The 21,300-nt window shown below is 42.8% G+C and carries 21 protein-coding genes; 11 read left to right on the top strand and 10 right to left on the bottom strand.

Annotation, left to right across the window (positions count from 1 at the left end; all coding sequences use genetic code 11):
• Positions 1-172: 172 nt before the first annotated feature.
• The 7 genes from NF865_RS07875 to rqcH form a co-directional block, all read right to left on the bottom strand.
• Positions 173-1,153: a potassium transporter Kef gene (locus NF865_RS07875; RefSeq protein ID WP_253304196.1), complete on the bottom strand. Its 981-nt coding sequence runs from the start codon at positions 1,151-1,153 to the stop codon at positions 173-175.
• Between the two features lie 2 nt (positions 1,154-1,155).
• Entirely contained in the window at positions 1,156-1,584 is a 429-nt protein-coding gene (locus tag NF865_RS07870; RefSeq protein ID WP_253304195.1) for a hypothetical protein, read from the bottom strand.
• A 124-nt stretch (positions 1,585-1,708) separates the two neighbouring features.
• Complete coding sequence (locus NF865_RS07865; protein WP_253304194.1) at positions 1,709-2,086, bottom strand: type II toxin-antitoxin system VapC family toxin; 378 nt, start codon at positions 2,084-2,086, stop codon at positions 1,709-1,711.
• Positions 2,056-2,286, bottom strand: a complete 231-nt coding sequence (locus NF865_RS07860) for an antitoxin VapB family protein (protein WP_253305624.1) — start codon at positions 2,284-2,286, stop codon at positions 2,056-2,058. Before NF865_RS07860 ends, NF865_RS07865 begins: the two co-directional genes overlap by 31 nt.
• Positions 2,287-2,452: 166 nt before the next feature.
• Positions 2,453-3,535: a radical SAM protein gene (locus NF865_RS07855; protein WP_253304193.1), complete on the bottom strand. Its 1,083-nt coding sequence runs from the start codon at positions 3,533-3,535 to the stop codon at positions 2,453-2,455.
• A 35-nt stretch (positions 3,536-3,570) separates the two neighbouring features.
• Complete coding sequence (locus NF865_RS07850; protein ID WP_253304192.1) at positions 3,571-4,011, bottom strand: hypothetical protein; 441 nt, start codon at positions 4,009-4,011, stop codon at positions 3,571-3,573.
• Positions 4,008-5,960 (bottom strand): ribosome rescue protein RqcH, encoded by a 1,953-nt coding sequence (gene rqcH / locus NF865_RS07845; RefSeq protein WP_253305623.1) that lies wholly within the window; start codon positions 5,958-5,960, stop codon positions 4,008-4,010. Before rqcH ends, NF865_RS07850 begins: the two co-directional genes overlap by 4 nt.
• Before the next feature lie 208 nt (positions 5,961-6,168).
• Here rqcH and NF865_RS07840 point away from each other — a divergent pair, with 208 nt between their 5' ends.
• Both NF865_RS07840 and NF865_RS07835 read left to right on the top strand, forming a co-directional pair.
• Positions 6,169-7,851 (top strand): 1,4-alpha-glucan branching protein, encoded by a 1,683-nt coding sequence (locus tag NF865_RS07840; protein WP_253304191.1) that lies wholly within the window; start codon positions 6,169-6,171, stop codon positions 7,849-7,851.
• A 158-nt stretch (positions 7,852-8,009) separates the two neighbouring features.
• A complete protein-coding gene (locus NF865_RS07835; protein ID WP_253304190.1) occupies positions 8,010-8,327 on the top strand; it encodes a P-II family nitrogen regulator in 318 nt (105 codons plus the stop codon).
• Between the two features lie 4 nt (positions 8,328-8,331).
• On the opposite strand, the gene NF865_RS07830 is transcribed toward NF865_RS07835, so the two are convergent.
• Together NF865_RS07830 and NF865_RS07825 are read right to left on the bottom strand one after the other, a co-directional pair.
• The gene (locus tag NF865_RS07830) at positions 8,332-9,060 is read right to left on the bottom strand and encodes an alpha-glucosidase (RefSeq protein ID WP_253304189.1); all 729 of its coding nucleotides are present in this window, start codon (positions 9,058-9,060) and stop codon (positions 8,332-8,334) included.
• A gap of 158 nt (positions 9,061-9,218) precedes the next feature.
• Positions 9,219-10,787 (bottom strand): sodium:neurotransmitter symporter family protein, encoded by a 1,569-nt coding sequence (locus NF865_RS07825; RefSeq protein WP_253304188.1) that lies wholly within the window; start codon positions 10,785-10,787, stop codon positions 9,219-9,221.
• A 607-nt stretch (positions 10,788-11,394) separates the two neighbouring features.
• Between NF865_RS07825 and gdhA the strand changes: the two genes are divergently transcribed.
• The gene (gene gdhA, locus NF865_RS07820) at positions 11,395-12,654 is read left to right on the top strand and encodes a glutamate dehydrogenase (protein ID WP_253304187.1); all 1,260 of its coding nucleotides are present in this window, start codon (positions 11,395-11,397) and stop codon (positions 12,652-12,654) included.
• 87 nt (positions 12,655-12,741) lie between these two features.
• On the opposite strand, the gene NF865_RS07815 is transcribed toward gdhA, so the two are convergent.
• Positions 12,742-13,905, bottom strand: coding sequence for a hypothetical protein (locus tag NF865_RS07815; protein ID WP_253304186.1), 1,164 nt, complete (start codon positions 13,903-13,905; stop codon positions 12,742-12,744).
• A gap of 170 nt (positions 13,906-14,075) precedes the next feature.
• Here NF865_RS07815 and eif1A point away from each other — a divergent pair, with 170 nt between their 5' ends.
• From eif1A to NF865_RS07775, 8 genes are all read left to right on the top strand, one after another.
• The gene (eif1A, locus tag NF865_RS07810) at positions 14,076-14,423 is read left to right on the top strand and encodes a translation initiation factor eIF-1A (RefSeq protein WP_436317648.1); all 348 of its coding nucleotides are present in this window, start codon (positions 14,076-14,078) and stop codon (positions 14,421-14,423) included.
• Between the two features lie 6 nt (positions 14,424-14,429).
• Entirely contained in the window at positions 14,430-15,206 is a 777-nt protein-coding gene (locus tag NF865_RS07805; RefSeq protein ID WP_436317647.1) for a serine protein kinase RIO, read from the top strand.
• Position 15,207: 1 nt separating this feature from the next.
• Positions 15,208-15,870: a KH domain-containing protein gene (locus NF865_RS07800; protein ID WP_253304184.1), complete on the top strand. Its 663-nt coding sequence runs from the start codon at positions 15,208-15,210 to the stop codon at positions 15,868-15,870.
• Complete coding sequence (gene top6B / locus NF865_RS07795) at positions 15,857-17,560, top strand: DNA topoisomerase VI subunit B (protein ID WP_253304183.1); 1,704 nt, start codon at positions 15,857-15,859, stop codon at positions 17,558-17,560. Before NF865_RS07800 ends, top6B begins: the two co-directional genes overlap by 14 nt.
• Complete coding sequence (locus tag NF865_RS07790) at positions 17,553-18,698, top strand: DNA topoisomerase IV subunit A (RefSeq protein ID WP_253304182.1); 1,146 nt, start codon at positions 17,553-17,555, stop codon at positions 18,696-18,698. The genes top6B and NF865_RS07790 overlap by 8 nt, the downstream gene beginning before the upstream one ends.
• Positions 18,695-19,942, top strand: coding sequence for a DUF530 family protein (locus NF865_RS07785; RefSeq protein WP_253304181.1), 1,248 nt, complete (start codon positions 18,695-18,697; stop codon positions 19,940-19,942). Before NF865_RS07790 ends, NF865_RS07785 begins: the two co-directional genes overlap by 4 nt.
• A gap of 5 nt (positions 19,943-19,947) precedes the next feature.
• Positions 19,948-20,337, top strand: coding sequence for a DUF1699 family protein (locus NF865_RS07780; RefSeq protein ID WP_253304180.1), 390 nt, complete (start codon positions 19,948-19,950; stop codon positions 20,335-20,337).
• A 139-nt stretch (positions 20,338-20,476) separates the two neighbouring features.
• Entirely contained in the window at positions 20,477-21,274 is a 798-nt protein-coding gene (locus NF865_RS07775; RefSeq protein WP_253304179.1) for a GTP cyclohydrolase IV, read from the top strand.
• The last annotated feature ends 26 nt before the right edge of the window (positions 21,275-21,300 follow it).

Raw genomic sequence — 21,300 nt, 5'->3', positions numbered from 1 at the left:
TATATAAGCTTTTTCTTTTACGAGTTGTATTTAATAACGTTTTTTTTTTTCGTAGGATTTTTGATTTCCAACAGTTACAAAACAACGAGAATCAAACGAAAAAAGCAAGAGTAAAAGAGTGAACAAATGAACACAACGCATAAAAAGCTTGTTTTTCAACCATTTAGTTGAATCATTGAGTTCCACCATCACGAAGCTTCAGCCTCAGCCACCCAATAAGTGTCTCAAAGGGAAGAAAAATCGTCGTAAATATGTACAGAAGCCTGAACATGGTCAGCAAAGACTCCCTGATAGACGAGGCGCTGTAATCCCCCGTGACAACCATTAAAGCCACCATCACTCCAAGCCCATAAAAGACGGCATAAAACAGACGTCCGGCCCCGATTTCAGCATATTTCCTCTCCAGCAGTCCTTCCTCTATGAGCTTCCGGGTTATCTCGTAGTCTTTTTCAGACACAAACGCAAAGAATGCCCCAATGAGAGCACTAAGGACTATATTGCCGAGCACAAACAGATACAGCCCGGACGTGACCGCTGCAAAATTTACAACTGCCCTGATTTTAAGCACCCGGTCAGGAACCACATACTTGTGGGCCATCATGGAGTAGTACCAGCCCGCCAGAACGAAGACGTAGAGCGCCATCGAGACGCTCTTTTCCAGGCCTACCCCCGAGAAGCAGGCAACCGCAAACACGAGGAGGGACGTTGAAAGTTCTTTGAGGAAGTTCTGCCAAGAATAGCCGACTTTCTCAAGTTTTTTCTCACTCTTCTCCTGCAGATTCGCCACGAGAAACAGCACAGACGCACTGATTATGAACAAAATGCCGAGCATTTTAGCGATAGGGATGAAAGACGTGCCCGGTTTTGCAAACGCTACATAGATAAGCTCGAATAAAAGCAGTGCGAACCCAAACGAGACCAGAACAACTAGCATAAGCCTCATGTAAGGTGATTTTAGAGATTGAGACAATCCCTGCCGTTTATCATGTCTTTTCCGGAAGATGTATGCTGAGGTATAGAGAAGCGACAGGAAGCCCGCAAATAGGAGGCTTTCCCATAGTGAAAGCGAAAGGCCGTAGTGGAATAGAGCCGTTAGAACAACTGTCCCGAGGAGGAGGTTTAGAATGAGAAAACGTTTCTCCCTCCCCTCCATATTCATCTCACTTCCCCAAATCTTTTGGAGAATGGTTTGTAGTTGACGAGCTTTCCGATGAGGAGTGTTGTAAGGACAAAGCCCACCGCAAGGCCGACCCAGAAGTACGGTATTTGAGGCCCATAATAAAGCAGCTTGTCAGTGAAAGCGTAGAATGTTGCAGCCACACCAGCACCAGCAAAGTAAGAGTACGCGAGATGCTTATTGTACGGGTAAATGAGGGAGCCTATCAAGAATATTGTTGCAAAATTCCACAGGAATGTTAAGACCCTGTTTTTAAACCGCTTTGGAAGCGCTGCGCGGAGGAAAATGAGCGATACAAGAACAACCAACGTCAAGTAATTTAGCTCTCTCAAAGGCACTAAGATGTTAAGTACTCCCACTCCAATAGCGAGGAGAATAACTGAAAAGAGTACGTAAACTGTTTTCATTGCCTACCTCCTCTAATCCATAATTAGGGCTTAACCATTATAAGCATTGTCTGTCAGCAGCATTAAAATTGCGAAAACGAAACAAAAGAAACGAGCATAAGATGAGCAAGAGGGCACAGAAAATTTATCTCTTCAGAACCTTCACCTTAAGTCCGTATTCCTTGAAGCGCTCAAAGTCTCTGTCACAAGTGTACAGCGTTGCATTGTGCGCTATTGCAGTTGAGGCTATCAGGAGATCGTTCAGTGGTGGCCGTTTCCCTTTCTTCATCATGTCCCTAAAAATTGCACCGGCAATCTTCGCGGAGTTCTCGTCAAACTCAACCTTCGGAATCATCTCAAGCATAAGCTCCTCCCGTTCCTTCAGGTGCCCACAGTGAAGCTCAAAAAGAACAACAGTTGGTAGGGAGTATTCTTTGTTTCCCTCTTGATAAAGCCCATCTACGACTCTTCTGTTCCCGCCAAAGATCTCGATTACCACGCTGGTGTCCAAGAGTCCATCCATTCTTCGACCTCCTTTAGCTCCTTCTTGAGCTCTTCGAGCTCCTCAGGAGTCCTTGTCCCAAAGGCAATCATCAATACCTCTAAGTTACCTTTCTTTTTCTTCCCTATGAGTTCTCTCAACAGTTCTGAGAAGCTTTTGTCGCCTTTCATCTTGACGAGCTCGTTGTAAACATCATCCGCTATGGTTATGGTCTTCCCCAACTTTCTCACCTATAAGTGCATGCATGCACGAAATATTTAAAGGTTACTCTCAAATAGTTTGAAGGTCATTTGTAGCTGGCTAACAAAGGTGAGCAGTGAGTAAGAATTTAACTTAAAAAGAAACGGAGCCGAATAATAGACTGCTTGTCAAACTTATTTCAAAGGATTAAGGCAGAGGAATTCTCTCAACTTCTATCCTATCCCATGTCGGATACTCCTCAACTATGTAGAACTTCACGTCTCCCTCTATTGCATCGGCAAGCTCCTCTGCAACTTCTATGGGCATTTCAATTCTCTTCTTTTCCACGTTTATGTAGAGCCATTCTTCAGGAACTTCGGCTTCGTTTACAAGCAAGTTGTACAGCTCCATTAAGTCCTCATATTCTGCAATTCCGAACCGTAAGGTTCCTTCTTCGGTTATCTCCATATAGGGCTTGGCAACGTTTTTTGCCATCCTTTTGAGCCTGTTTCTCAACTGCACAGCGTCTTTAAGCTTGGCTGTGCACAGGTGGTAGTTCAAAGACGTGTTCTCTTCTCCCCATTCGAGGATCTTGAGCCCCAACTCAAGGCTCCCAGCTATTGCTGAACTTTCATTGCTTACCGTTCTGAAACCTCTAGCGAGGAGGGCATCTAAGTTGGTCTCACTGAACTCAAGCTCATTTATGTTAAGGAACTTTGCTCCGTGAGAATCCAGAAATTCAGCGAACCACTTAATCCTCTCTTCCTGCCCGGGAACGCTTGGTACTTCTCCACCTACATCCCAATCAAAGTCGAAAGCTCCCCTTATGTTCTCAAGCTCTTTCTGGAGAAGTTTTGAGTTGGGATTGAAGATATCCGGGTGGAAGCGTATTTCATCTAAGTCCGCTGAATAAAGCTTTTCAAGGTTCTCTTTTGTAGCCAAGACTCCAGTAGTGTAAAGATGAATGTGGAACTTCTCGCCGAAGTTTTCTTTCAGGGCTTTTATGTACTCTACCGTTCTCTCTATCCTTGAAAGCGGGTCTCCCCCAGTAACTCCTGCACCCAAAGCGTCTTGGATTTTGGCCTCTTCTATTATGTCATCAAGACTTTTTATGGGCCTTTCGTTTGCGTAGCTAACGTCTTTCCTTCTCCAGGGGCTTAGAGGGCAGTAAAAGCAATCTCTGGGGCACGCTCCGGTTGTAAATAGTACCAGCTTTGCCCCTTGAACACACAGTTTGCATCCCTCTGGGAGCTCTCCAACTGCGTATGAATAATATCTGGTTTTTCTCATGGTTCCTCCCTTATAGGAATTCTTTAAAACCTTTGCTATGCAACATCTACCTGCTCGTGTATTGGCAGCCCTTTCTTGTGCTTGAGTAACAGTTCATAAAAGAACTCCTTCATTTCTGGGCTCATATTATCGTCTAAAAGTAAATCCGCTTTTCCTTTGTAGCTTTTCTCAGCCTCTCTAATAAGGGTATGGAGGTTCGGCAATAGATGATTTATTAATGCCCTCACAAGCTCTGGATAGGCGTCTTCATCTAGCTCTTCATCGCTTTCCAAGCCTATGTAAATTATGTACCCTTTCATCTGAACGGCCAGCACGAACTCATTATCTGTGATCTCAACAAAAGAAAAGTTGTATCCTTTTGAGTCTGTTTTTGCTATCATGACGCCTTTTACCGACAAAGTTACAACCTCATCGTCAATCTCAAAGAGCAAATCCTTTGCAAGTTCTCTCTGAGCTACTGCATAGAGACTTATCATTCAACCACCTCCACAATCTCGCCGTTCCCAGGAGGCAGAATCTGCATTAAATCATCAACGTCCACTTTGTACCCCCATTTTTCGAATATCTTTGCAATTTTTTTGACGAGTTCGCTCTTTTTCATTCTTCCGGGGCGGATAATAATATACTTATCCGTGTGAGCTTTTAGGGCATCTACCGGCCCGCACATTGGAAGCTTCTCTCCTTCATATTCCACTATTCCAACGGCAAGCTTCAAAGGCAGTCCATGCATCCAGTTCCTCTTTCCGTAAACCATGAACGCTCCTTTGCCAAGATATTCTCCGCTTGGAGCTTTCTTTGTCACCTGACTTGGATCTGCCCAGTATGCATCGGCGGAGTATATTCCATCCTTCCATGCTCGTGACATCGAAACGGCGAACTGACAGGCTTCAAAAATCGTTTTTTCTCCAGCTTTCTTGCCATCTTTTATTACCACGTGAGGAGCACCGTAAATGTCAGCGTGGCAGTAGAGGTCGTTCTCGGTCATGTGCCTCTTTACGACTATTTCGTTTGTGGTAGCATCTTTTCCTCCTATTACGAGAAATCCCTCGCTGCTTATGAACCACCTAAACTTTTCAAACCACTTCTTCTTTCTCTTTTCAAGCTTTTTCACGCTGAGCTCCTTCTTTTCCTCTTCTTCTATGAGCTTTTCTATCTCTTGGATTTTCTTTAATGTGTCTTCATAAGCCTTCCTTGCTCCTTCAAGCTTGTGCTTGGCTTTTTTGGCCTTCTCATAATAAATCTCGGCGTTTTCGCCTATGCTCTTGTTGAGGTACAGCTTAACTTTTTTGCCTTCCAGCTCGATTGTCACTGCTTTTTCTTTTGGATCAACGTTTTTTATCATCTGGGCTACTTTGTTGCCCGCTTTTTTGCCTTCTTCTATTCTTTTCTTGAATTCTTCCCATCCAAGCTTTCCAGCAGCCTTTAAAAGCTCCTTGAGGAGATTTTCTACAAATGTGAAGTTAGCATAAATTAGGTCGCCGATTTCCTGGTTTTCCTGCATTTGTTTTTCGAAGCCCTTTATCATTTCTTCCTGTCTTTTGAGAGTAATTTCCAGCCCCTTCTTTTTCTCCTGAAGCTTCTTAGTTCTCTCCAGTTTTGCGCTTTCAATAGTTATTCTCCCAAAATATTCGTCCAAAGCTTCGCTGAAAGTTTCGAAGAACTTTTTCTCATAACCCTCATACCATTTAAGCTCAATGGGGAGAACATCTATTGGCGTGTCATCTTTATACACGATGTTTGGCTTCTTTGGGGAGTTAAAGACCTCTTTCATCTTTTCAAAAATAGTCTTAAGTTCTTCTTCGCTCAGCTCGTTGGCTTTCCTTGTTTTTTCTATTCCCGCCCTTAGGAGAATTTCCTCTGCATATAAACCGCCCATGTTAAGGCTTCTCGCTAGAGCCCTAACTATCTCAACTTCCTGAGAAGAAATAAGCTCTTTAAACCTCTCCCAGGAAATATCTACTGGATTTTCTCTCGCCGGAGGAAGTTTGTATTTGTGCTTGGGCCTTATTACTCTGTCTTTGAACTCTTCATATCTCATTGCAGAGATTATAATATTGTCCTTATCAACAAGGATGATGTTCCCTTTTCTAAAAAGTTCAGCTATTAGCGTGTAGTCCCCTATTTTGAGCTTTACTATTCTATCAAAGTCGTGCTGGTCTATGCTTTCAAGCCTTGAACCGCTTAAGTATTTTCTAAGCAGCATTGTGAAGGAAGATGGCTGTTGGGGGGCTTCCTTTATATAAGTGGTTAGATGAATTCTCTTCCCAGCTTCGATAATCAGGTCTTTTCTTCCCTCTCCGGTTACGTGAAGTTTTATCCTGATTTGGTCACCATCATGGTATATCTTGTCCACTCTAGCTCCTTCTAGGGACTTTAGCTCTTCTACGATGTACTTAATGTCAACACTGCTCATTTCTTGTTTCATGTTTCTCACCTAAAAGTGCTTATCCCAACGGTTTTTAAACTATGTTACGGTTTGAGTTTTTATAAAAATCTTTTATGAGCTGAAGTGATTATGGCATTTCACAACTATAAACCATTTTTAATCCATAAAAAGCATGTCCATTCCGAAATCGTTAAGTACTCAAGAGTTAATAAATTTTTGCAGTATTGTAGCATAGAGGTGGTATTCTATGGTTAGAGGATATTTTACATTTGTGTTGCACACCCATATTCCTTATGTAAGGAAGCATGGTAAATGGCCATTTGGCGAGGAGTGGGTCTTTGAGGCTATCTCCGAGACCTACATACCTCTTTTGATGGAGTTTGAAAGACTCAGGAAAAAAGGAGTAAAGTTTCAGCTGGTAATTGGTATCACACCGATATTAGCTGAACAGCTTGCAGATGAGTACATGAAGAGGGAATTCGAGAAATACATGGAAAGGAAGCTCAAGGCCATGCACCAGGACTTGGAGAAATACGATGATGAGAAGCTCAAGCACGCAATCTCTTATATGATTGAGTACTTCACCGGAATTTATGAGTACTGGAAAAGCATAAACGGCGACATATTGGGAGTTCTTAAACGGCTCCAGGATGAGGGTTACATAGAGATAATAGCATCTGGAGCAACCCATGGATATCTGCCTCTTTTGGAGAGGGATGAGGCAATTGAAGGACAGGTTGTTAATGGGATCCTTACCTACGAAAAACATTTTGGAAGGAGACCAAAAGGAATATGGCTCCCTGAATGTGCATACAGACCAGAGGGGCTTTGGCGAAGTCCAAGCAGTGAAGAAGTTGTATGGAGAAAAGGAATTGAGAAGTTTCTAGAGAAGCATGGGCTGAAGTTTTTCTTTGTTGAAAGCCATTTGATAGATGAGGGACCAGTAAGCCATGGTTATGGGAAAGTTCTCCCTGCGAAAAGTAGAAAGTCCACATTAAGACCTTATTTCATAAAGGGAACGAACATAGCGGTATTCGCTAGAAATAGGGAAACTGGCCTTCAAGTATGGAGTGCGGACATAGGCTATCCAGGGGATTTCTGGTATAGGGAATTCCACAAAAAAGCGGAGAAAAGCGGGGGCCAATATTGGAGGATTACATCTAAGGCTGTTGGCTTAGGAGAAAAAGAACCTTATGTCCCAGAGAGGGCTTTGGAGAGGGTAGAAGAGCATGCGAGACATTTTGTAGGCTTAGTTAAATCCCTCTTAGAGGACTACGAGAGGGAATATGGAGAAAAAGGAATAATTGTTGCACCTTACGACACGGAGCTTTTCGGTCACTGGTGGTTTGAGGGCGTTAAATGGCTTGGAAGAGTGCTAGAGCTAATGGCAAAAGAAAACATAGAGACTACAACAATTGCTAGGTTCTTGGAGAACTATCAGGGAGAAAGGTACGAGATAGAACTTCCAGAAGGGTCGTGGGGGAGGTACGGAACTCATTACACGTGGTGGAATCCAGAAGTGGAGTGGATGTGGGGGCACATACACCTTGCAGAGAGGAGAATGGTTGCTCTCGCGAGCAAATACATACACGAAGACAAATTTGGGGACAGGGTTTTAGAGCAGCTTGGAAGGGAACTGCTCCTCATTGAAAGCAGTGATTGGCAATTCCTTGTTACCACGGGTCAGGCAAAAGAGTATGGAAAGAGACGCCTTTTGGAACACGCGAACTACTTCCACCGCTTGGCAAATGCTCTGGAGGAGTACTTCAAGAGCGGCGAGTTTAAGGAAATGAACTTCTTGGAAGAAGTTGAAGAGAAAGACAACCCCTTCCACCCCATAAACATCGATGTCTATGTGAGCGAAGAGCCTCCAAGTGTCCCTGAGTACATCGAACCACCAGAAGTCCCATCTGAAGTAACAAAAGAGTAAGGAATTGATGGCTTAATGGCTTAAAGGTCTTAAAATGTTAATAACAAAGTTTGCAAAAGAAACAAGAATTTCAAAGAAAAGGGTGGAACAGCATTGAGATACTTTCAATTTAGAAAAGTTTATCTTTCCTTTTGCCTTATTATATTTGGTGGAACGTAATGAAAAAAATTGAAGCTATTGTTAGGGATGAAGACTTCGATAAAGTTCAAAAAGCTTTGAAGCAAATAGGAGTAGCTCCCATGACTGCCTATCCCGTCAAAGGGAGGGGGGTGCAAGGTGGAGTTCCACCTTATGAACTCATGCCGAAGATGAAGATTGAGATCATTGTTAAAGATGAGGATGTTGAAAAAGTTGTTAATACAATAATCCAAAATGCAAAAAGGGGCATTCCTGGAGACGGAAAGATATTTGTTCTGCCGGTTTATGAAGCAATAAGAATAAGAACAGGAGAAAAGGGAAACGAGGCCTTATACTAACACCTCAGAGGAAAGCGTGCCTGTGCTTGTAGAACATATAGATGGCGTAGCTTAGCAACAATAGTTCGGCAATTCCGAAGAGCACCATTACACCTGCAATAATCTGGGCTGTAGTAGCTGATACTCCTAGCCCTTGAGCAGCCTCTTGAAGTGCGTTGGGAGTTATGAATACTTCCGAATATGCCCTTACTGCAAGAGCCCCCGTTATTAACGGAATGGGGACTGCCGCGAAAGCTAACATAAGTCCCGTATAACCCCTCTTTCTCAAACTCAGGAGAGAAAGTAATATCGGGATTAACAATATGAGCGAGGTTATTTTAAACTCCACGGGTAAAAACGTGGTTGTGACAAAAAAGCTTACCATTCCCCACACGTATGCTTTATAGGCTCTGTTTACGTACTTCATATATCCAGCGAAATCATATGGTGCCGCTTTAGAGTATTTGAGCATTGCCTCTACATCTTTCATATATTCTTTTTCTCCCAGTTTTTCTATGGTTTTATCATTTGTAGCGTTCTTTAACCTAACAGCCCTCTTTAAGAAAAAGTTGGCAAGCTCTTCGTTATCAATAACAACGTCATCTGCCAGTTTTCTAAAATTTTCCTTTGCTTCCCTTATTTTATTTAGAGCACTCTGTTTCCTTCTCGGTGAAAGGACAGTTAGGCTCTTAATTTTTTCCTCTGTCTCTTCTAAAACCTTTGCAGTTTCCCTAAGAAGTTCTGGACTCTTCACAAAAACACCTCCTCCCAAATATTATAAAAAAGAAAAGGGCTTAAGACTTTTGCTGCTCTGCCTTGAGCAACTTAGTTATTGCCAAGTACATCCAGACCAATATTACGCCCCATGCAATAATCATAAATGCCAAAGCACTCGCTTTCATCTTTATCACCTCAGACCTTTATGATAACCTCGTTCTTCTCGAGCTCTTCGCCGTACTTCTTCTTGATGGCTAAATAAGCTTCAACGGCACCAATGATGAGAATGAATATTATCATACCTCTTGCATACCAGACCCAGTTGGCGTATTCTGGTGCACTCACATAACTAGGTACTGCTTTAAAGTATCCAGCCTTGTAGTAATCCCATGTACTTCCTAGCAAGAGTATTATTGTGTAAATTGGGGCTATGTACGTAATAATCGGTTTGACCCAGTTTGGAATTCTAATGTATGCTCCTTTGTGAAGTTCCTCCCAGAAGTTGTCTGGCTTGAAGAGCCACACTGCAACTATGATGTCAAAGAGTCCAAGCACGACGAGCAAGTATGAACCAACCCAGTTGTCAAGCTCTGTTAGGTAGTAAAGGTCGATAGTTGCTTTTGTTGGATCGAGGACAACTGGAAGTCCCAAGATGAAGTAAAGTGCAAAGACTATTGCGGAGCCTGTCTTTCTGCTTATCTTGAGATCCTCTTCAAGCAGGGCAACAAGGTAGTTGTACATTGCTATAGCTGAGGTGAATCCTGCAAACCATAGGAGGAGGAACCATGCTGCACCGAAGAGCTGTCCAGCAGGCATGTTCATAAAGACGTTTGGCAACGCTATGTACGCTAATCCAACGCCACCGGCTATAGCCTTTTCTGGGCCTAAGTAAGCAAAGGCTATTGGTATGGCAATTGAACCACCGAGGATAACTTCAGCAAACTCATTTAGTGAAACCGTTGCCAGACCTGAAAGTGCAACGTCATCCTCTGGACCAAGGTAAGAGGCATAGTTCTGTATGATACCCATACCAAGGGAGAGCGTGAAGAATATCTGTCCCGCTGCTGCAAGAGCTGACTTAAAGGTCACTTCACTAAATCTTGGCTCCCATAGGTACTCAAATCCCTTGATTGAGCTCCATTCCGGCTTAACTGGGGAACCAAGGGTGAGGGACCTTATGACAAGGAGTATTGCCGCCACGTACAGCAGTGGCATCATTACCTTGACCCATCTCTCAATACCTTTGCTAACACCTTGACCAACTGCAATGCCTAATAGTCCTACTGAGATTGCCCAGAATAAGAACACTTGCGTATTGTTGCTGAGATAGCTAATAAGGAATTCTACAGAGTCCTTTCCAAAGTATGCTCCGGTTGCGCTAAAGTATGTATAAGCAGCTGACCAGCCTACAATGTGCAGATAATAGCTGTTAAGCAGTGTTGTGACTGAGAATGCCAACATACCACCGATCATACCAAAGATGACGGCACTTTTTGGCTTCAAACTTTCTCTGGCCATCAGATAGAACGTTGGACCCAATGTACCATGGCCATACTTACCTCCGTACCTACCTTCGACCCACTCTGCCCACATGATGGGAACTCCGAGGAGGAACAGTGCAACAAAGTAAGGTATCATGAATGCACCGCCACCATTTACGGCGGCTTGGTATGGGAATCTCCAGAAGTTTCCTAGACCAATGGCATTTCCTGCCATAGCTAATATCAACCCTAATTTGGTTGCCCATCTATCCCTCTGCTCCATTCATTTCACCTCGTGTATCGTTGTATAAAATACCACGCCGATGTACAAATATCGGCGAATATGTATATGTTTTTGTTCATTAATAAACTTTTCTCTCGAGTTTATTTCGACAAAAGACGATTTACAAACACTTAAAACTTGAAATTAGACATTTGTCAAAGTGTGAACATAAAAAACAGGTGTAAAAAGGTTTTTTGTGTTGTATACAAAAAACTTTACAACATGAAAGAATATGTCAAAAGTTAAACAGGCTTACCTTTAAAAGGGTTTTTTGCGTAGCTAAGCACGTCCCGATGATTGGAACAAGAGTGAGCTGAAGGGTGATGACCGACTTCTCGCTGAGGGCATTATCCTACTTTAAAATATTTTGGCATAATAAAACTTTCCATACATCAATACGCTTTTTTAGACATTAGTGTATGATAAAAAAAGCTTCTAAGGGCTCTTTTACCAGAAAGCTTTTTTAGACATTTTGTATTTATAGGAAAATGTATGTACATAACCTTATTGTTTAAAAATATCGGTTCTCTAACCATTTCCAACGAAAAGTTTATATAGGCTATTGCTCAACTTTGTATCGCTAATCACCTAATTTGGAGGGATGAACATGGTTGAACTAGACCCATTTGAGATGGCAATTAAGCAGTTAGAAAGAGCTGCTCAATATATAGACATAAGCGAAGAAGCCCTTGAGTTTTTAAAGAGACCACAAAGAATTCTTGAAGTTAGCATTCCAGTTGAGATGGATGACGGTTCTGTAAAGGTTTTCACAGGTTTTAGAGTTCAGCACAACTGGGCTCTCGGTCCAACAAAGGGTGGTATTAGATGGCACCCAGAGGAAACCCTAAGCACCGTTAAAGCATTGGCTACTTGGATGACTTGGAAATGTGCTACTTTGGGATTGCCCTATGGTGGAGGTAAGGGTGGAGTAATAGTTGACCCTAAGAAGCTCAGTGATAGAGAGAAGGAAAGACTCGCTAGAGGTTATATAAGAGCTGTTTATGACATAATAAGCCCATACACCGATATCCCTGCTCCAGACGTTTACACTAACCCACAAATCATGGCATGGATGATGGATGAATATGAAGCAATTTCAAGAAGAAAAGTTCCATCCTTCGGTATCATCACAGGTAAGCCAGTTATAGTTGGTGGTTCTTTAGGAAGAAACACTGCTACTGCTCAAGGTGCTATATTCACTATAAGAGAAGCCGCAAAGGCTCTTGGCATGGACCTCAAGGGCAAGACAATAGCAGTCCAAGGTTATGGTAACGCCGGTTACTATGCTGCCAAGCTTGCTAGGGAGCAACTTGGCATGAAGGTTGTCGCAGTTAGCGACAGCAAGGGCGGCATCTACAACCCAGACGGACTCGATCCAGACGAAGTTCTCAAGTGGAAGAAGGAACACGGCACAGTCCAAGACTTCCCAGGTGCGACCAACATAACTAACGAGGAGCTCCTCGAACTTGAGGTTGACGTTCTCGCTCCAGCAGCCATTGAGGGTGTAATCACCAAGGACAACGCTGACAAGGTTAAGGCCAAGATAGTCGCCGAGATTGCCAACGGTCCAGTCACCCCCGAGGCAGATGAGATACTCTACGAGAAGGGCATACTTCAGATTCCAGACTTCCTCTGTAACGCCGGTGGTGTTACAGTCAGCTACTTCGAGTGGGTACAAAACTTGATGGGCTACTACTGGACAGAAGAGGAAGTAAGAGAGAAGCTTGACAGAAAGATGACTGAGGCATTCTGGGGCGTTTACAACATCCACAAGGAGAAGAACATCCACATGAGAGACGCTGCTTACGTAAGGGCAGTTAGCAGAGTATACGAAGCCATGAAGGCTCGCGGATGGGTTAAGAAGTGATTTCTTTCTCCTCTTTTATCTTGTTCTCTGTTTCTTAGAGAATTTAAAGAATTATTGTTGTACGCAGGCAAAAAATTAATTGAAAGGCTATGCCTTTGTCCAGTACTCCTTTTCCTCTACCATCGCTTGGATCATCTCATCCTCGTCTTTAAACATGGTTCTCCTTGAAGGATTCTGCATGCCGTAGAACTCCATGAACGGGCTTGGTCGTTTCTTAAATGGGTAATAGAGGTAAATTGCGCCCAAGGTTCTATATGCTTCAGCCATCTCACTAATAACCCCCGCGGAAACTCCTGGAGCATAGTGATAAACGGCTATGGCTTTGCTAACGTCCACTAAGTTGAAATCCCTCTCAACGAGTTGTCTTCTCAAAATGTCGGTAGCTTGTTCTATGTCTTCTCTATCTAGCTCTTCTACTTCCTCTCCATCGAAAATGTTCTTTATCTTTATCCGTTGTATCTCTGGGTTCTCTTCCACTTGGGCATCATATTCCGCAACGATCCACCAGTCATCAAGTGCTCCGGGGTCTAAAACAGTGAAATACTTGCTGAGCTTTTCGTAAAAGTCCCTGACCCTGTGATAGTACTCTTCCTCATGTCCCGTCATTGGATAGCTGAGATACACCAGAGGCTTTTCTTTTTCGTGGAAAATTAAGTCTATAAACGTCTGAGGCGGATGTCTAATTCCAAAGTGAAGAACGTATCTAACCTGAATCCCCTCTTTGTTGAGTTCATGCACAAGTGTTTTGACGTGGTTTATTGCATCTTCACGCCACATGACAAGGGTTGTAAGTTTGATGTTCTCTTTCTCATTTCCAAAGCGTTCAAACCATTCTTTGTCGTGGATTACCCTTCTTCTGACGCTTAGAATATCGTCCAGCATGATTATGACTCTGCTCGGCTTTAGGAGCTTTAAATTGCTTAGAGTGAAGCCTAAAACACTCCCGCTTCCCCATCTAAACAGTGCTGGAGTTGAGACCAAGTGGAAGGACTTTTCGCTGTTTTCAATTTCGTCTTTTATTCTTTTGAAAGCCTCATCGCGAATATCGTTCATAAGGTCTGGATGGCTTATTGCAAAGTCCAAAACGTTTTTTCTTGTGATTTTGACGCCTTTTTCTCTTCCAACTTCCTTCAGGTACTCAAATACATGATAATACTGAAAGCCCTCGTTTTTTGCGAGCTTTAGGGCTTTCTCCGTGTATTCGTCTCTTCCATTAAGAGGAGGGCCCGTTAAGAGTATTGTTTCCTTCATATCCCATCCCCCAACCTCTGTAATTGAAATTTGAGCTTTTCTCCTTTTCAACTTTGTGGGTGTTTAAATGAGTTCATGCAAAAATTTTAAAAATACCCCTACTAATAGATAGTGGAAAATATTTGCAAAAGCTTAGACTTATGAGGTTATCAAATAAACTACTGGGGGTGATGTTTATGCCAAGAAACGATAAAAATAGAACCGTTGAAGGCGAGGAAGTTATTAGAGTTCCTCTCCCTCAGGATAATCAAGTGTTTGGAATAGTAGAGCAGGCGTTGGGTTCAGGATGGATGGACGTTAGATGCTCAGATGGAAAGATAAGGAGATGCAGAATACCAGGAAAGCTGAGAAGAAGAATGTGGATCAGGGTTGGAGACGTAGTTATAGTCCAGCCCTGGGAAGTACAAAGCGACAAAAGAGGAGACATAGTCTATCGCTACACAAAGACCCAGGTCGATTGGCTTATTAGGAAGAAAAAGATTACTGAGGACTTCCTTACAGGCGGCTTAACTCTGTGATGGAGTATGAGAATCCAGGACATAGATAAAGAAATATCCCAGATTCTGGGATTAGACGAGCGTAGGGAAAAGGATAGCGAGCTTTATAAAGTGTTTAGTGAGGTATTTGACAGGACGACCGTTAGCACACTCCAGTATTTTCATCGAAGAGGAAACATAGAGAAGTTGTTGGGCGTAATTTCAACGGGAAAAGAGGCCAACGTGTTCAAGGGTGTTGACGCTGATGGTAATCCTATTGCTGTTAAAATCTATCGTACCTATACAACTGAGTTTAGGAGAATATGGGAGTACCTGGCAGCTGATCCAAGAGTTAGCTATCTACCAAAAGACATCAGGAAGCTCGTCTTTGTATGGACTAGGCGGGAATTTAAGAACCTTCAAAGGGCAATGAAATACGCCGTTAGAGCGCCAGAGCCAATAGCATTTAGCAATAACGTTCTCATAATGGAGTTCATTGGAGATGAATACCCAGCTCCAAGATTAAAAGACATAGAAAGAGAACTTGACAAAAAGGAATTCGAGGAGCTTTATACCTTTGCTATGGAGTCCATCGAGAAGCTATGGAAGAGGGGAGACATGGTTCATGGTGATCTAAGCGAGTACAATATCTTAATTTGGGATAAGCCAGTGATAATTGATTGGTCTCAGGCAACGGTAAAGAGGAACAGAATGGCACTTTCTCTACTTTACCGCGATTTGAGGAATATAATCAACTATTTCGCTAAAAAAGGAGTAAGCGTCGATAATCTAGATGAGAAATTTAGAGAGCTAACGGGTGATTGAAATGGACGAGTTCGAGGAGAAACTGAAAAAATATGAATACGTAGATAAAGAGGGAGAAAGAGAGGAGTCCTTTGAACTTGAGGAGTTTGCAGCCATTGGCGAGCAAGAAGAGTTTGTGAGAATTCCTAAAGAGAGAATTGGTGTGGTTATAGGAAAAAAGGGTGAGACTAAGAAAAAGATTGAAGAAGCCACAAAAACCAAAATAGAGATTGATAGCAAAACCGGAGAGGTGTTTATAACCTCAACGGAAAAAACTGATGATCCTTTAGCAGTGTGGAAAGCAAGAGATATTGTATTGGCTATTGGAAGGGGGTTCTCTCCAGAGAGAGCATTTAGGCTGCTCAACGAGGGAGAAGTTCTTGAAGTAGTTGATCTGACGGATGTTGTTGTAGGGAATGAGAAGAACGCTCTCCCAAGAGTTAGAGGCAGGATAATCGGTAGAAAAGGCAGGACAAGAGAGATTATTGAAGAAATGAGCGGAGCTGATATAAGTGTCTATGGAAAAACCGTCGCTATCATTGGAAACCCAATCCAAGTCCAAATAGCCAAAACTGCCATTGAAAAGCTCGCCAAAGGTTCCCCCCATGGAACCGTTTATAGATACCTTGAAAGAAGGAAAAAGGATTTAGAGCTCGAAGGAGGTATATACTATGGCAAATTCTGAAGCGAACAAGCTGTTTAAGGAGTTTAAGATTCAGAGCGTCAGTGAGTTCTTTAGAAGAAATGCTGCAATGTTAGGTTATACTGGGAAAATACGCTCCTTTACAACTTTAATCCATGAGGCTGTTACAAATTCCCTCGATGCGTGTGAGGAAGCGGGAATACTGCCGTATGTTAGAGTGGAAATAGAGGAACTTGGAACAGAGCACTACAAAATAATCGTTGAAGATAACGGCCCTGGAATTCCGGAAAAGTTCATAGCACACGTCTTTGGTAAAATGCTTGCAGGTACAAAGGCTCACAGGAATATACAAAGCAGAGGACAGCAAGGTATTGGTATTAGCGGTGCCGTGATGTTTGCTCAGATTACAAGTGGAAAAGCCACGAGGGTAATCACCTCTACGGGCGGGAATGAGATAATAGAAGCTTGGGTCGGCATAGATGTCGATAAAAACGAAGGAAAAATCTTCAAAAAGATAAAACACCCAAATCCCACGGGATGGAGGGGTACAAGGATAGAGATGGAGGTCAAAGAAGTTCGCTATGTTCGCTCCAAGCAAGGTCCTTACTGGTATCTTAAGCTAACTGCAATAGCCAATCCTCATGCTCATATCGAACTTATAGAACCAGATGGGAAGCTAATAGTCTTTCCAAGAAGCAGTGAGGAAATTCCAGAGCCTCCGGAAGAAATGAAGCCCCATCCCAAGGGTGTCATGACAGACGACGTCTATAGGATGGCCAGAAGAACAACGAGAACAACTGTGAGAACCTTCCTTATAGGTGAGTTCTCGAGAATAAGCGACAAGAAGATAGACGAGCTTGTAAAGTATATCACCGCGCTGAGGTTTATAAAAGAAGAAGAGGAAGAGAGCGTTAGAGAACAGCTTTTAAAGAGGCTCGCTGAGGGAGAAGTCGATAAGATCATTGCAAGCTTTGGAAGGAAGGGCAAAAAAGTCCTGAATGAAGTTAAAAAACTCATGGAAAAGCCTCCAGACAAGCTCACGTGGCATGAAGCTGAAGAGATTGTGGAAGCATTCAAGTACATGACCTTCCTAGCGCCGCCCACACATGGATTGAGGCCAATCGGAGAGGAGAACATAGAGAAGGGACTTTTAAGCATTTTAAAGCCTGAGTTCGTAACTGCGGTAACAAGACCTCCCAAGGTTTACCGTGGAGGAATCCCATTCCAAGTGGAAGTGGGTCTAGCCTTTGGAGGAGAGTTGAGTAGCGGTTTTGAGCTTCTTAGATATGCCAATAGAGTTCCTCTGCTCTTCGATGCAGGTTCATGTGTCATAACCTCTGCGACAAGAAATATCGACTGGAAGAGGTACAGAGTCGATGACCTTGAAAGGACACCACTAGTGCTTTTGGTTAATGTGATTAGCGTGCACGTCCCATATACATCCACAGGAAAGCAGAGCATTGCCAGTGAAGACGAAATATATGATGAGATAAGGCTTGCGGTTATGGAAGCTGCAAGGAGATTAGCAAAATACCTCGGAGGAAAACACCGCAAGCTCTATCAAGTAAAAAGAAGGAGGATATTTGAGAAGTACGTCCCAGAGATAAGTAGGGCTTTGAGCATTTTGACTGGAGAGCCTGAAACCAAGATAAAGAGCCTTCTGATGGAGATTATTGAGAAGAAATTTGAGGCAATAGAAGAAAAGCCACTGGAGGCTGAGGAGAATGCTTAAACGTGGGAAGCCTAAGGAACGCTTCAGCTACGACCCCAAAAAAGTCCTTCAGAAGCTTGAGGAATTTGGAAAAGAGATCCTTGAGGAGATAAAAGCCGGCAGAAACCCATTCATAGATGTGCCTACCAGAGGTCTTAGCAACGTCTACTTTGACGAAAAAGAGCGCTTAATTAAGATGGGTGACAAAACTTCAAGGAGATATCTCTTCCACGTTGCTCACACTAGAAAATTCATGCAGACGCTCTTGATAGCGGCTTACGTGAAGAGGTTGGTTGCTGAGGGTAAGCACGCAAGCTTGAGAGAAGCGTATTACGCAAACAAACACACAATTCCTGGTACAAAGGAGAACACATTTGAAGACCAAAGCGAGAGCGACCCCATTATAGAGGATCTTGAGAGAATGTTTGGTGTTTTGAGAGAAGAGATGCACATAACAGCGGATAGAAGAGGATACGTGTACGGAGACATAGTTATCAAGGATGGAGAAGACGAATTTAACGCTTCAAAGCTCGGTATGGGTGGATGGGCAGTTCCTGGAACTGTAGAGCACATAGAGTTTCCGGAAATTAACGTGGATTACGTCCTTGTAGTAGAGACTGCGGCTATGGCAGATAGGCTTATTGAAGAAAAGTACCCGAAGAGGGAGAAGGCCCTCATTGTAGCAACTCAAGGACAGGCATCAAGAGGTGTAAGAAGGTTAATTCACAGACTTCACTATGAGGAAGGTCTGCCAATAATCGTCTTTACTGATGGAGATCCCTATGGATGGTACATTTACTCAACTATCAAGCAAGGGTCAATAAACCTCGCCTACCTCAGTGAAAAACTTGCAACGCCAGAAGCTAGATTCGTTGGAATGACAATGGACGACATCAAGAAATACGGTCTTGAAAACGTTACTGAGAAGCTCAAGGGAATCTCACCAAACAAAAAGGGTGGCCCAACAGGAGACTACAAGCGTATCATAGAGGAAATGAACTACCCGTGGTTCCAAAACAAGGAATGGCAGAGACAGCTCAAATTAGCACTTAAATGGGGAGTCAGAATTGAACAGCAGGCTCTGGCAAATAAGAGTTTAGAGTTCGTTGCGAAGAAATATCTCCCCGAAAAAATTGCTAACGAGGAACTCCTGCCATGACGACAACTGAAGAGCTTATAGCACAAATAAACAGGGTTTTGGATGATATAAAGATAAACATGAGCAGGTTATTTGAGAATTTCGACCTTCTTTATTTGGTTTTCAATCTAAACCACAATCTTGCTCTCCTTAAAGATCTGGAAGACGAACTTTCGCGCAGAGTTAGTGAGACACTTTCTTACAAAATGTCCAGTAAAAAGGAGAGAGATCCGCACATTAGGAGAATTTTGCTGAGAAATCACTACCGTATGTTGACTCTCGAACGGCTTAGAACAGCAATAACTGCCCATAAAATGGCACTTGCCACGATAGAATCCCACTACACCTTTTACAAAGGGAAGAAGGTTATCGAAGTTAAGGACATAACCAGCAAAGAGGATTTCGAATCAATAAGAGTTTCCGAAAAGCCCATTAAACTTGGAAGAATGGAAATATTGCCTCACTTAGCTTATTCGGGGGATGTTCTCAGAATTCTGGGGCAGAAGAGCAATAAAACTAGAGATACCTTCAAGGAAATAAAATCCTTGCTTAAGGAAAAAGGACAGGTTCAAAGAAAAGGAATGAGAATAGAGGTAGAATACTGGCAGGGAGGAAGGCTAAAGAAGGAGAGGGTTGAGCTCCCAGTTGATGCCGATGTGGATGGAGAGCTTAAGAAGCGCTTTGGACGAAAATTCAGATGGAGGCTTTTAACCTACGTGAAAACCAAGGGAGTTTTGATAAACAGCCACTACACCATAGACAACCTTGCACTTGCTTATGCCACCCAGTATCCGGAGGATGGAGCTAAAATACTTGCTCTCGATCTGTTCAGGTATTATTACCTAACCTCTGAAAAAGAAAGAGAAGCAATTGGTTTATATCCTCAAATAAGACCCTGCATAGATTGCCACTATTCAATTTTTGACCTGCCATTTATGGGAGAGAAAGAATTCCGCACTGGATTTGGCAGCATGCTTATCATTAAGAAATGTGAAATTGAATCCCTCTTAAGCGGAAAAAGGAGCGAGATTTCAAACATCCCCAACTACCTTTTAGGCGGAGTTATCCTATATGGAGTTAGCCCCTTTGATGAGAAAAAGATCAGCGAGCTGCTTGGGATAAATGAAGAAGAACTCAAAGAGGCTATTGAAAAATTCGTGCTGTCCGGATTACACATGACGTTATTTGAGGATACGAGCAAATTTGAGAAGTTTATGCCAAAGAGCGATAAGGCAAAACAATTTTTGGAGCTCCTTCAAGGGTGAGAGAGATGAGGGTTGAGATAAAGGCGAGAAACAGTGAGGAGCTTCTGAGAAAGATAGAGGAGAGACTCAATATGGACGTTACTGAGGTTTACATAAATCTCAGGCCAACTAAAATAATTCTTGTGAAAATACTGGAAAAAGCTCCGAATGTAAAGACAATTGGATGTCCTCCAAGTTTGTATCCAAAGGTTTCCAAGAAAATCATTAAGGCGCTTGATCAGATGGGAATCAAGCTCGTTCCGATGAACCACTCCCGAGGAAGGCCAAAGAAATATGACCAATCTACCATTAAGCTTATCGAGGAGCTCGCTAAAAAAGGAAAAACACCTAAAGAGATAAGTGAAGAGCTAAATATCCCGCTAAGAACGGTATATTACCTAATAAATGGGCGGTAATGGAACAAATGCATTCCCTGCTTGTGCATTTTCTCTTTACCCACCCTAAAAAGACGAAACATGCACATCAGCTTGACAAGGAAGGTTTTTGAGATAAGTTTAAAAGAGCCGATTAGGTTTTCCTAATGGAGGTGAAGAGATGTTTGAAACTCAGGAGGAAGTTCCAGAAATCAAGGAGAGACTTCACAGAGTTGGCATAACTAACTTGAGAACGGTGGCGAGAATAAACTGGAAGGGCAAGCTCTACACGTTTATCCCTACATTCGAGATTACAATAGATGTGCCGGAGGAAAAGAAAGGCATTCATATGAGCAGGCTTGTGGAAAGTATTACCGAAACAATGAGCGAGGCTGTTGAGGAAGAAGTTAGGGAAGCGCACACTTCTCTTGAAGAGCTTGGTCTTGCAGTGATAAAAAGATTGGAAAAGAAGCATCCGCACAAGAGGGCTGAAGTCTGGGTTAAAACGCAGCTTATTATGGAGCGAGAAACCCCTGCCAGCAGAAAAATAAGTCTTGAGACGTACGATGTTGAGGTAGGAGTAATAAAGGAGCCTGATAAAGTTGAGAAAGTTTTGAAGGTAACTGTAATTGGAAACACTGCATGTCCTCATGCAATGGCCAACAACCAAGGAAAGACTCACATCCAGAGGGCTGTTGCAACGCTTGAAGTAAGGACGGACTACAATGAGGAAATAGCTCTAGAAGACATGATAGAGGTTGTGGAGAGTTCTTTCAGTTCTCCAACTTACACTCTGTTAAAAACCATTGATGAGAACGCAGTAGTTCAGAAGATGTATTCAAATCCCAAGTTTGTGGAAGACGTTGCAAGGGAAATCATCTTCAAGGCAAAGCAGAAGTTTAAGGGTAGAATCCATGTAAAGGTTATAAGCTATGAGAGCATACACAAGCATGACGTGATAGCAGAAACTTGGTATTGAGTTACTTCTTTTTTAACTTTTCCAAA

Source organism: Thermococcus aggregans (assembly GCF_024022995.1).
In the GTDB taxonomy this organism is placed as follows: domain Archaea; phylum Methanobacteriota_B; class Thermococci; order Thermococcales; family Thermococcaceae; genus Thermococcus_A; species Thermococcus_A aggregans.
This window is presented reverse-complemented; position numbering and strand designations above follow the sequence as displayed.

Coding starts and splice junctions, on each gene's coding strand:
- NF865_RS07780 (WP_253304180.1), top strand. CDS start 19,948: ATGAGGGTTGAGATAAAGGCGAGAAACAGTGAGGAGCTTCTGAGAAAG.
- top6B (WP_253304183.1), top strand. CDS start 15,857: ATGGCAAATTCTGAAGCGAACAAGCTGTTTAAGGAGTTTAAGATTCAG.
- NF865_RS07865 (WP_253304194.1), bottom strand. CDS start 2,086: ATGGATGGACTCTTGGACACCAGCGTGGTAATCGAGATCTTTGGCGGG.
- NF865_RS07850 (WP_253304192.1), bottom strand. CDS start 4,011: ATGATAAGTCTCTATGCAGTAGCTCAGAGAGAACTTGCAAAGGATTTG.
- gdhA (WP_253304187.1), top strand. CDS start 11,395: ATGGTTGAACTAGACCCATTTGAGATGGCAATTAAGCAGTTAGAAAGA.
- NF865_RS07785 (WP_253304181.1), top strand. CDS start 18,695: ATGACGACAACTGAAGAGCTTATAGCACAAATAAACAGGGTTTTGGAT.
- eif1A (WP_436317648.1), top strand. CDS start 14,076: ATGTTTATGCCAAGAAACGATAAAAATAGAACCGTTGAAGGCGAGGAA.
- NF865_RS07825 (WP_253304188.1), bottom strand. CDS start 10,787: ATGGAGCAGAGGGATAGATGGGCAACCAAATTAGGGTTGATATTAGCT.
- NF865_RS07775 (WP_253304179.1), top strand. CDS start 20,477: ATGTTTGAAACTCAGGAGGAAGTTCCAGAAATCAAGGAGAGACTTCAC.
- NF865_RS07835 (WP_253304190.1), top strand. CDS start 8,010: ATGAAAAAAATTGAAGCTATTGTTAGGGATGAAGACTTCGATAAAGTT.
- NF865_RS07805 (WP_436317647.1), top strand. CDS start 14,430: ATGAGAATCCAGGACATAGATAAAGAAATATCCCAGATTCTGGGATTA.
- NF865_RS07875 (WP_253304196.1), bottom strand. CDS start 1,153: ATGGAGGGGAGGGAGAAACGTTTTCTCATTCTAAACCTCCTCCTCGGG.
- NF865_RS07870 (WP_253304195.1), bottom strand. CDS start 1,584: ATGAAAACAGTTTACGTACTCTTTTCAGTTATTCTCCTCGCTATTGGA.
- NF865_RS07815 (WP_253304186.1), bottom strand. CDS start 13,905: ATGAAGGAAACAATACTCTTAACGGGCCCTCCTCTTAATGGAAGAGAC.
- NF865_RS07840 (WP_253304191.1), top strand. CDS start 6,169: ATGGTTAGAGGATATTTTACATTTGTGTTGCACACCCATATTCCTTAT.
- NF865_RS07790 (WP_253304182.1), top strand. CDS start 17,553: ATGCTTAAACGTGGGAAGCCTAAGGAACGCTTCAGCTACGACCCCAAA.
- NF865_RS07855 (WP_253304193.1), bottom strand. CDS start 3,535: ATGAGAAAAACCAGATATTATTCATACGCAGTTGGAGAGCTCCCAGAG.
- rqcH (WP_253305623.1), bottom strand. CDS start 5,960: ATGAAACAAGAAATGAGCAGTGTTGACATTAAGTACATCGTAGAAGAG.
- NF865_RS07800 (WP_253304184.1), top strand. CDS start 15,208: ATGGACGAGTTCGAGGAGAAACTGAAAAAATATGAATACGTAGATAAA.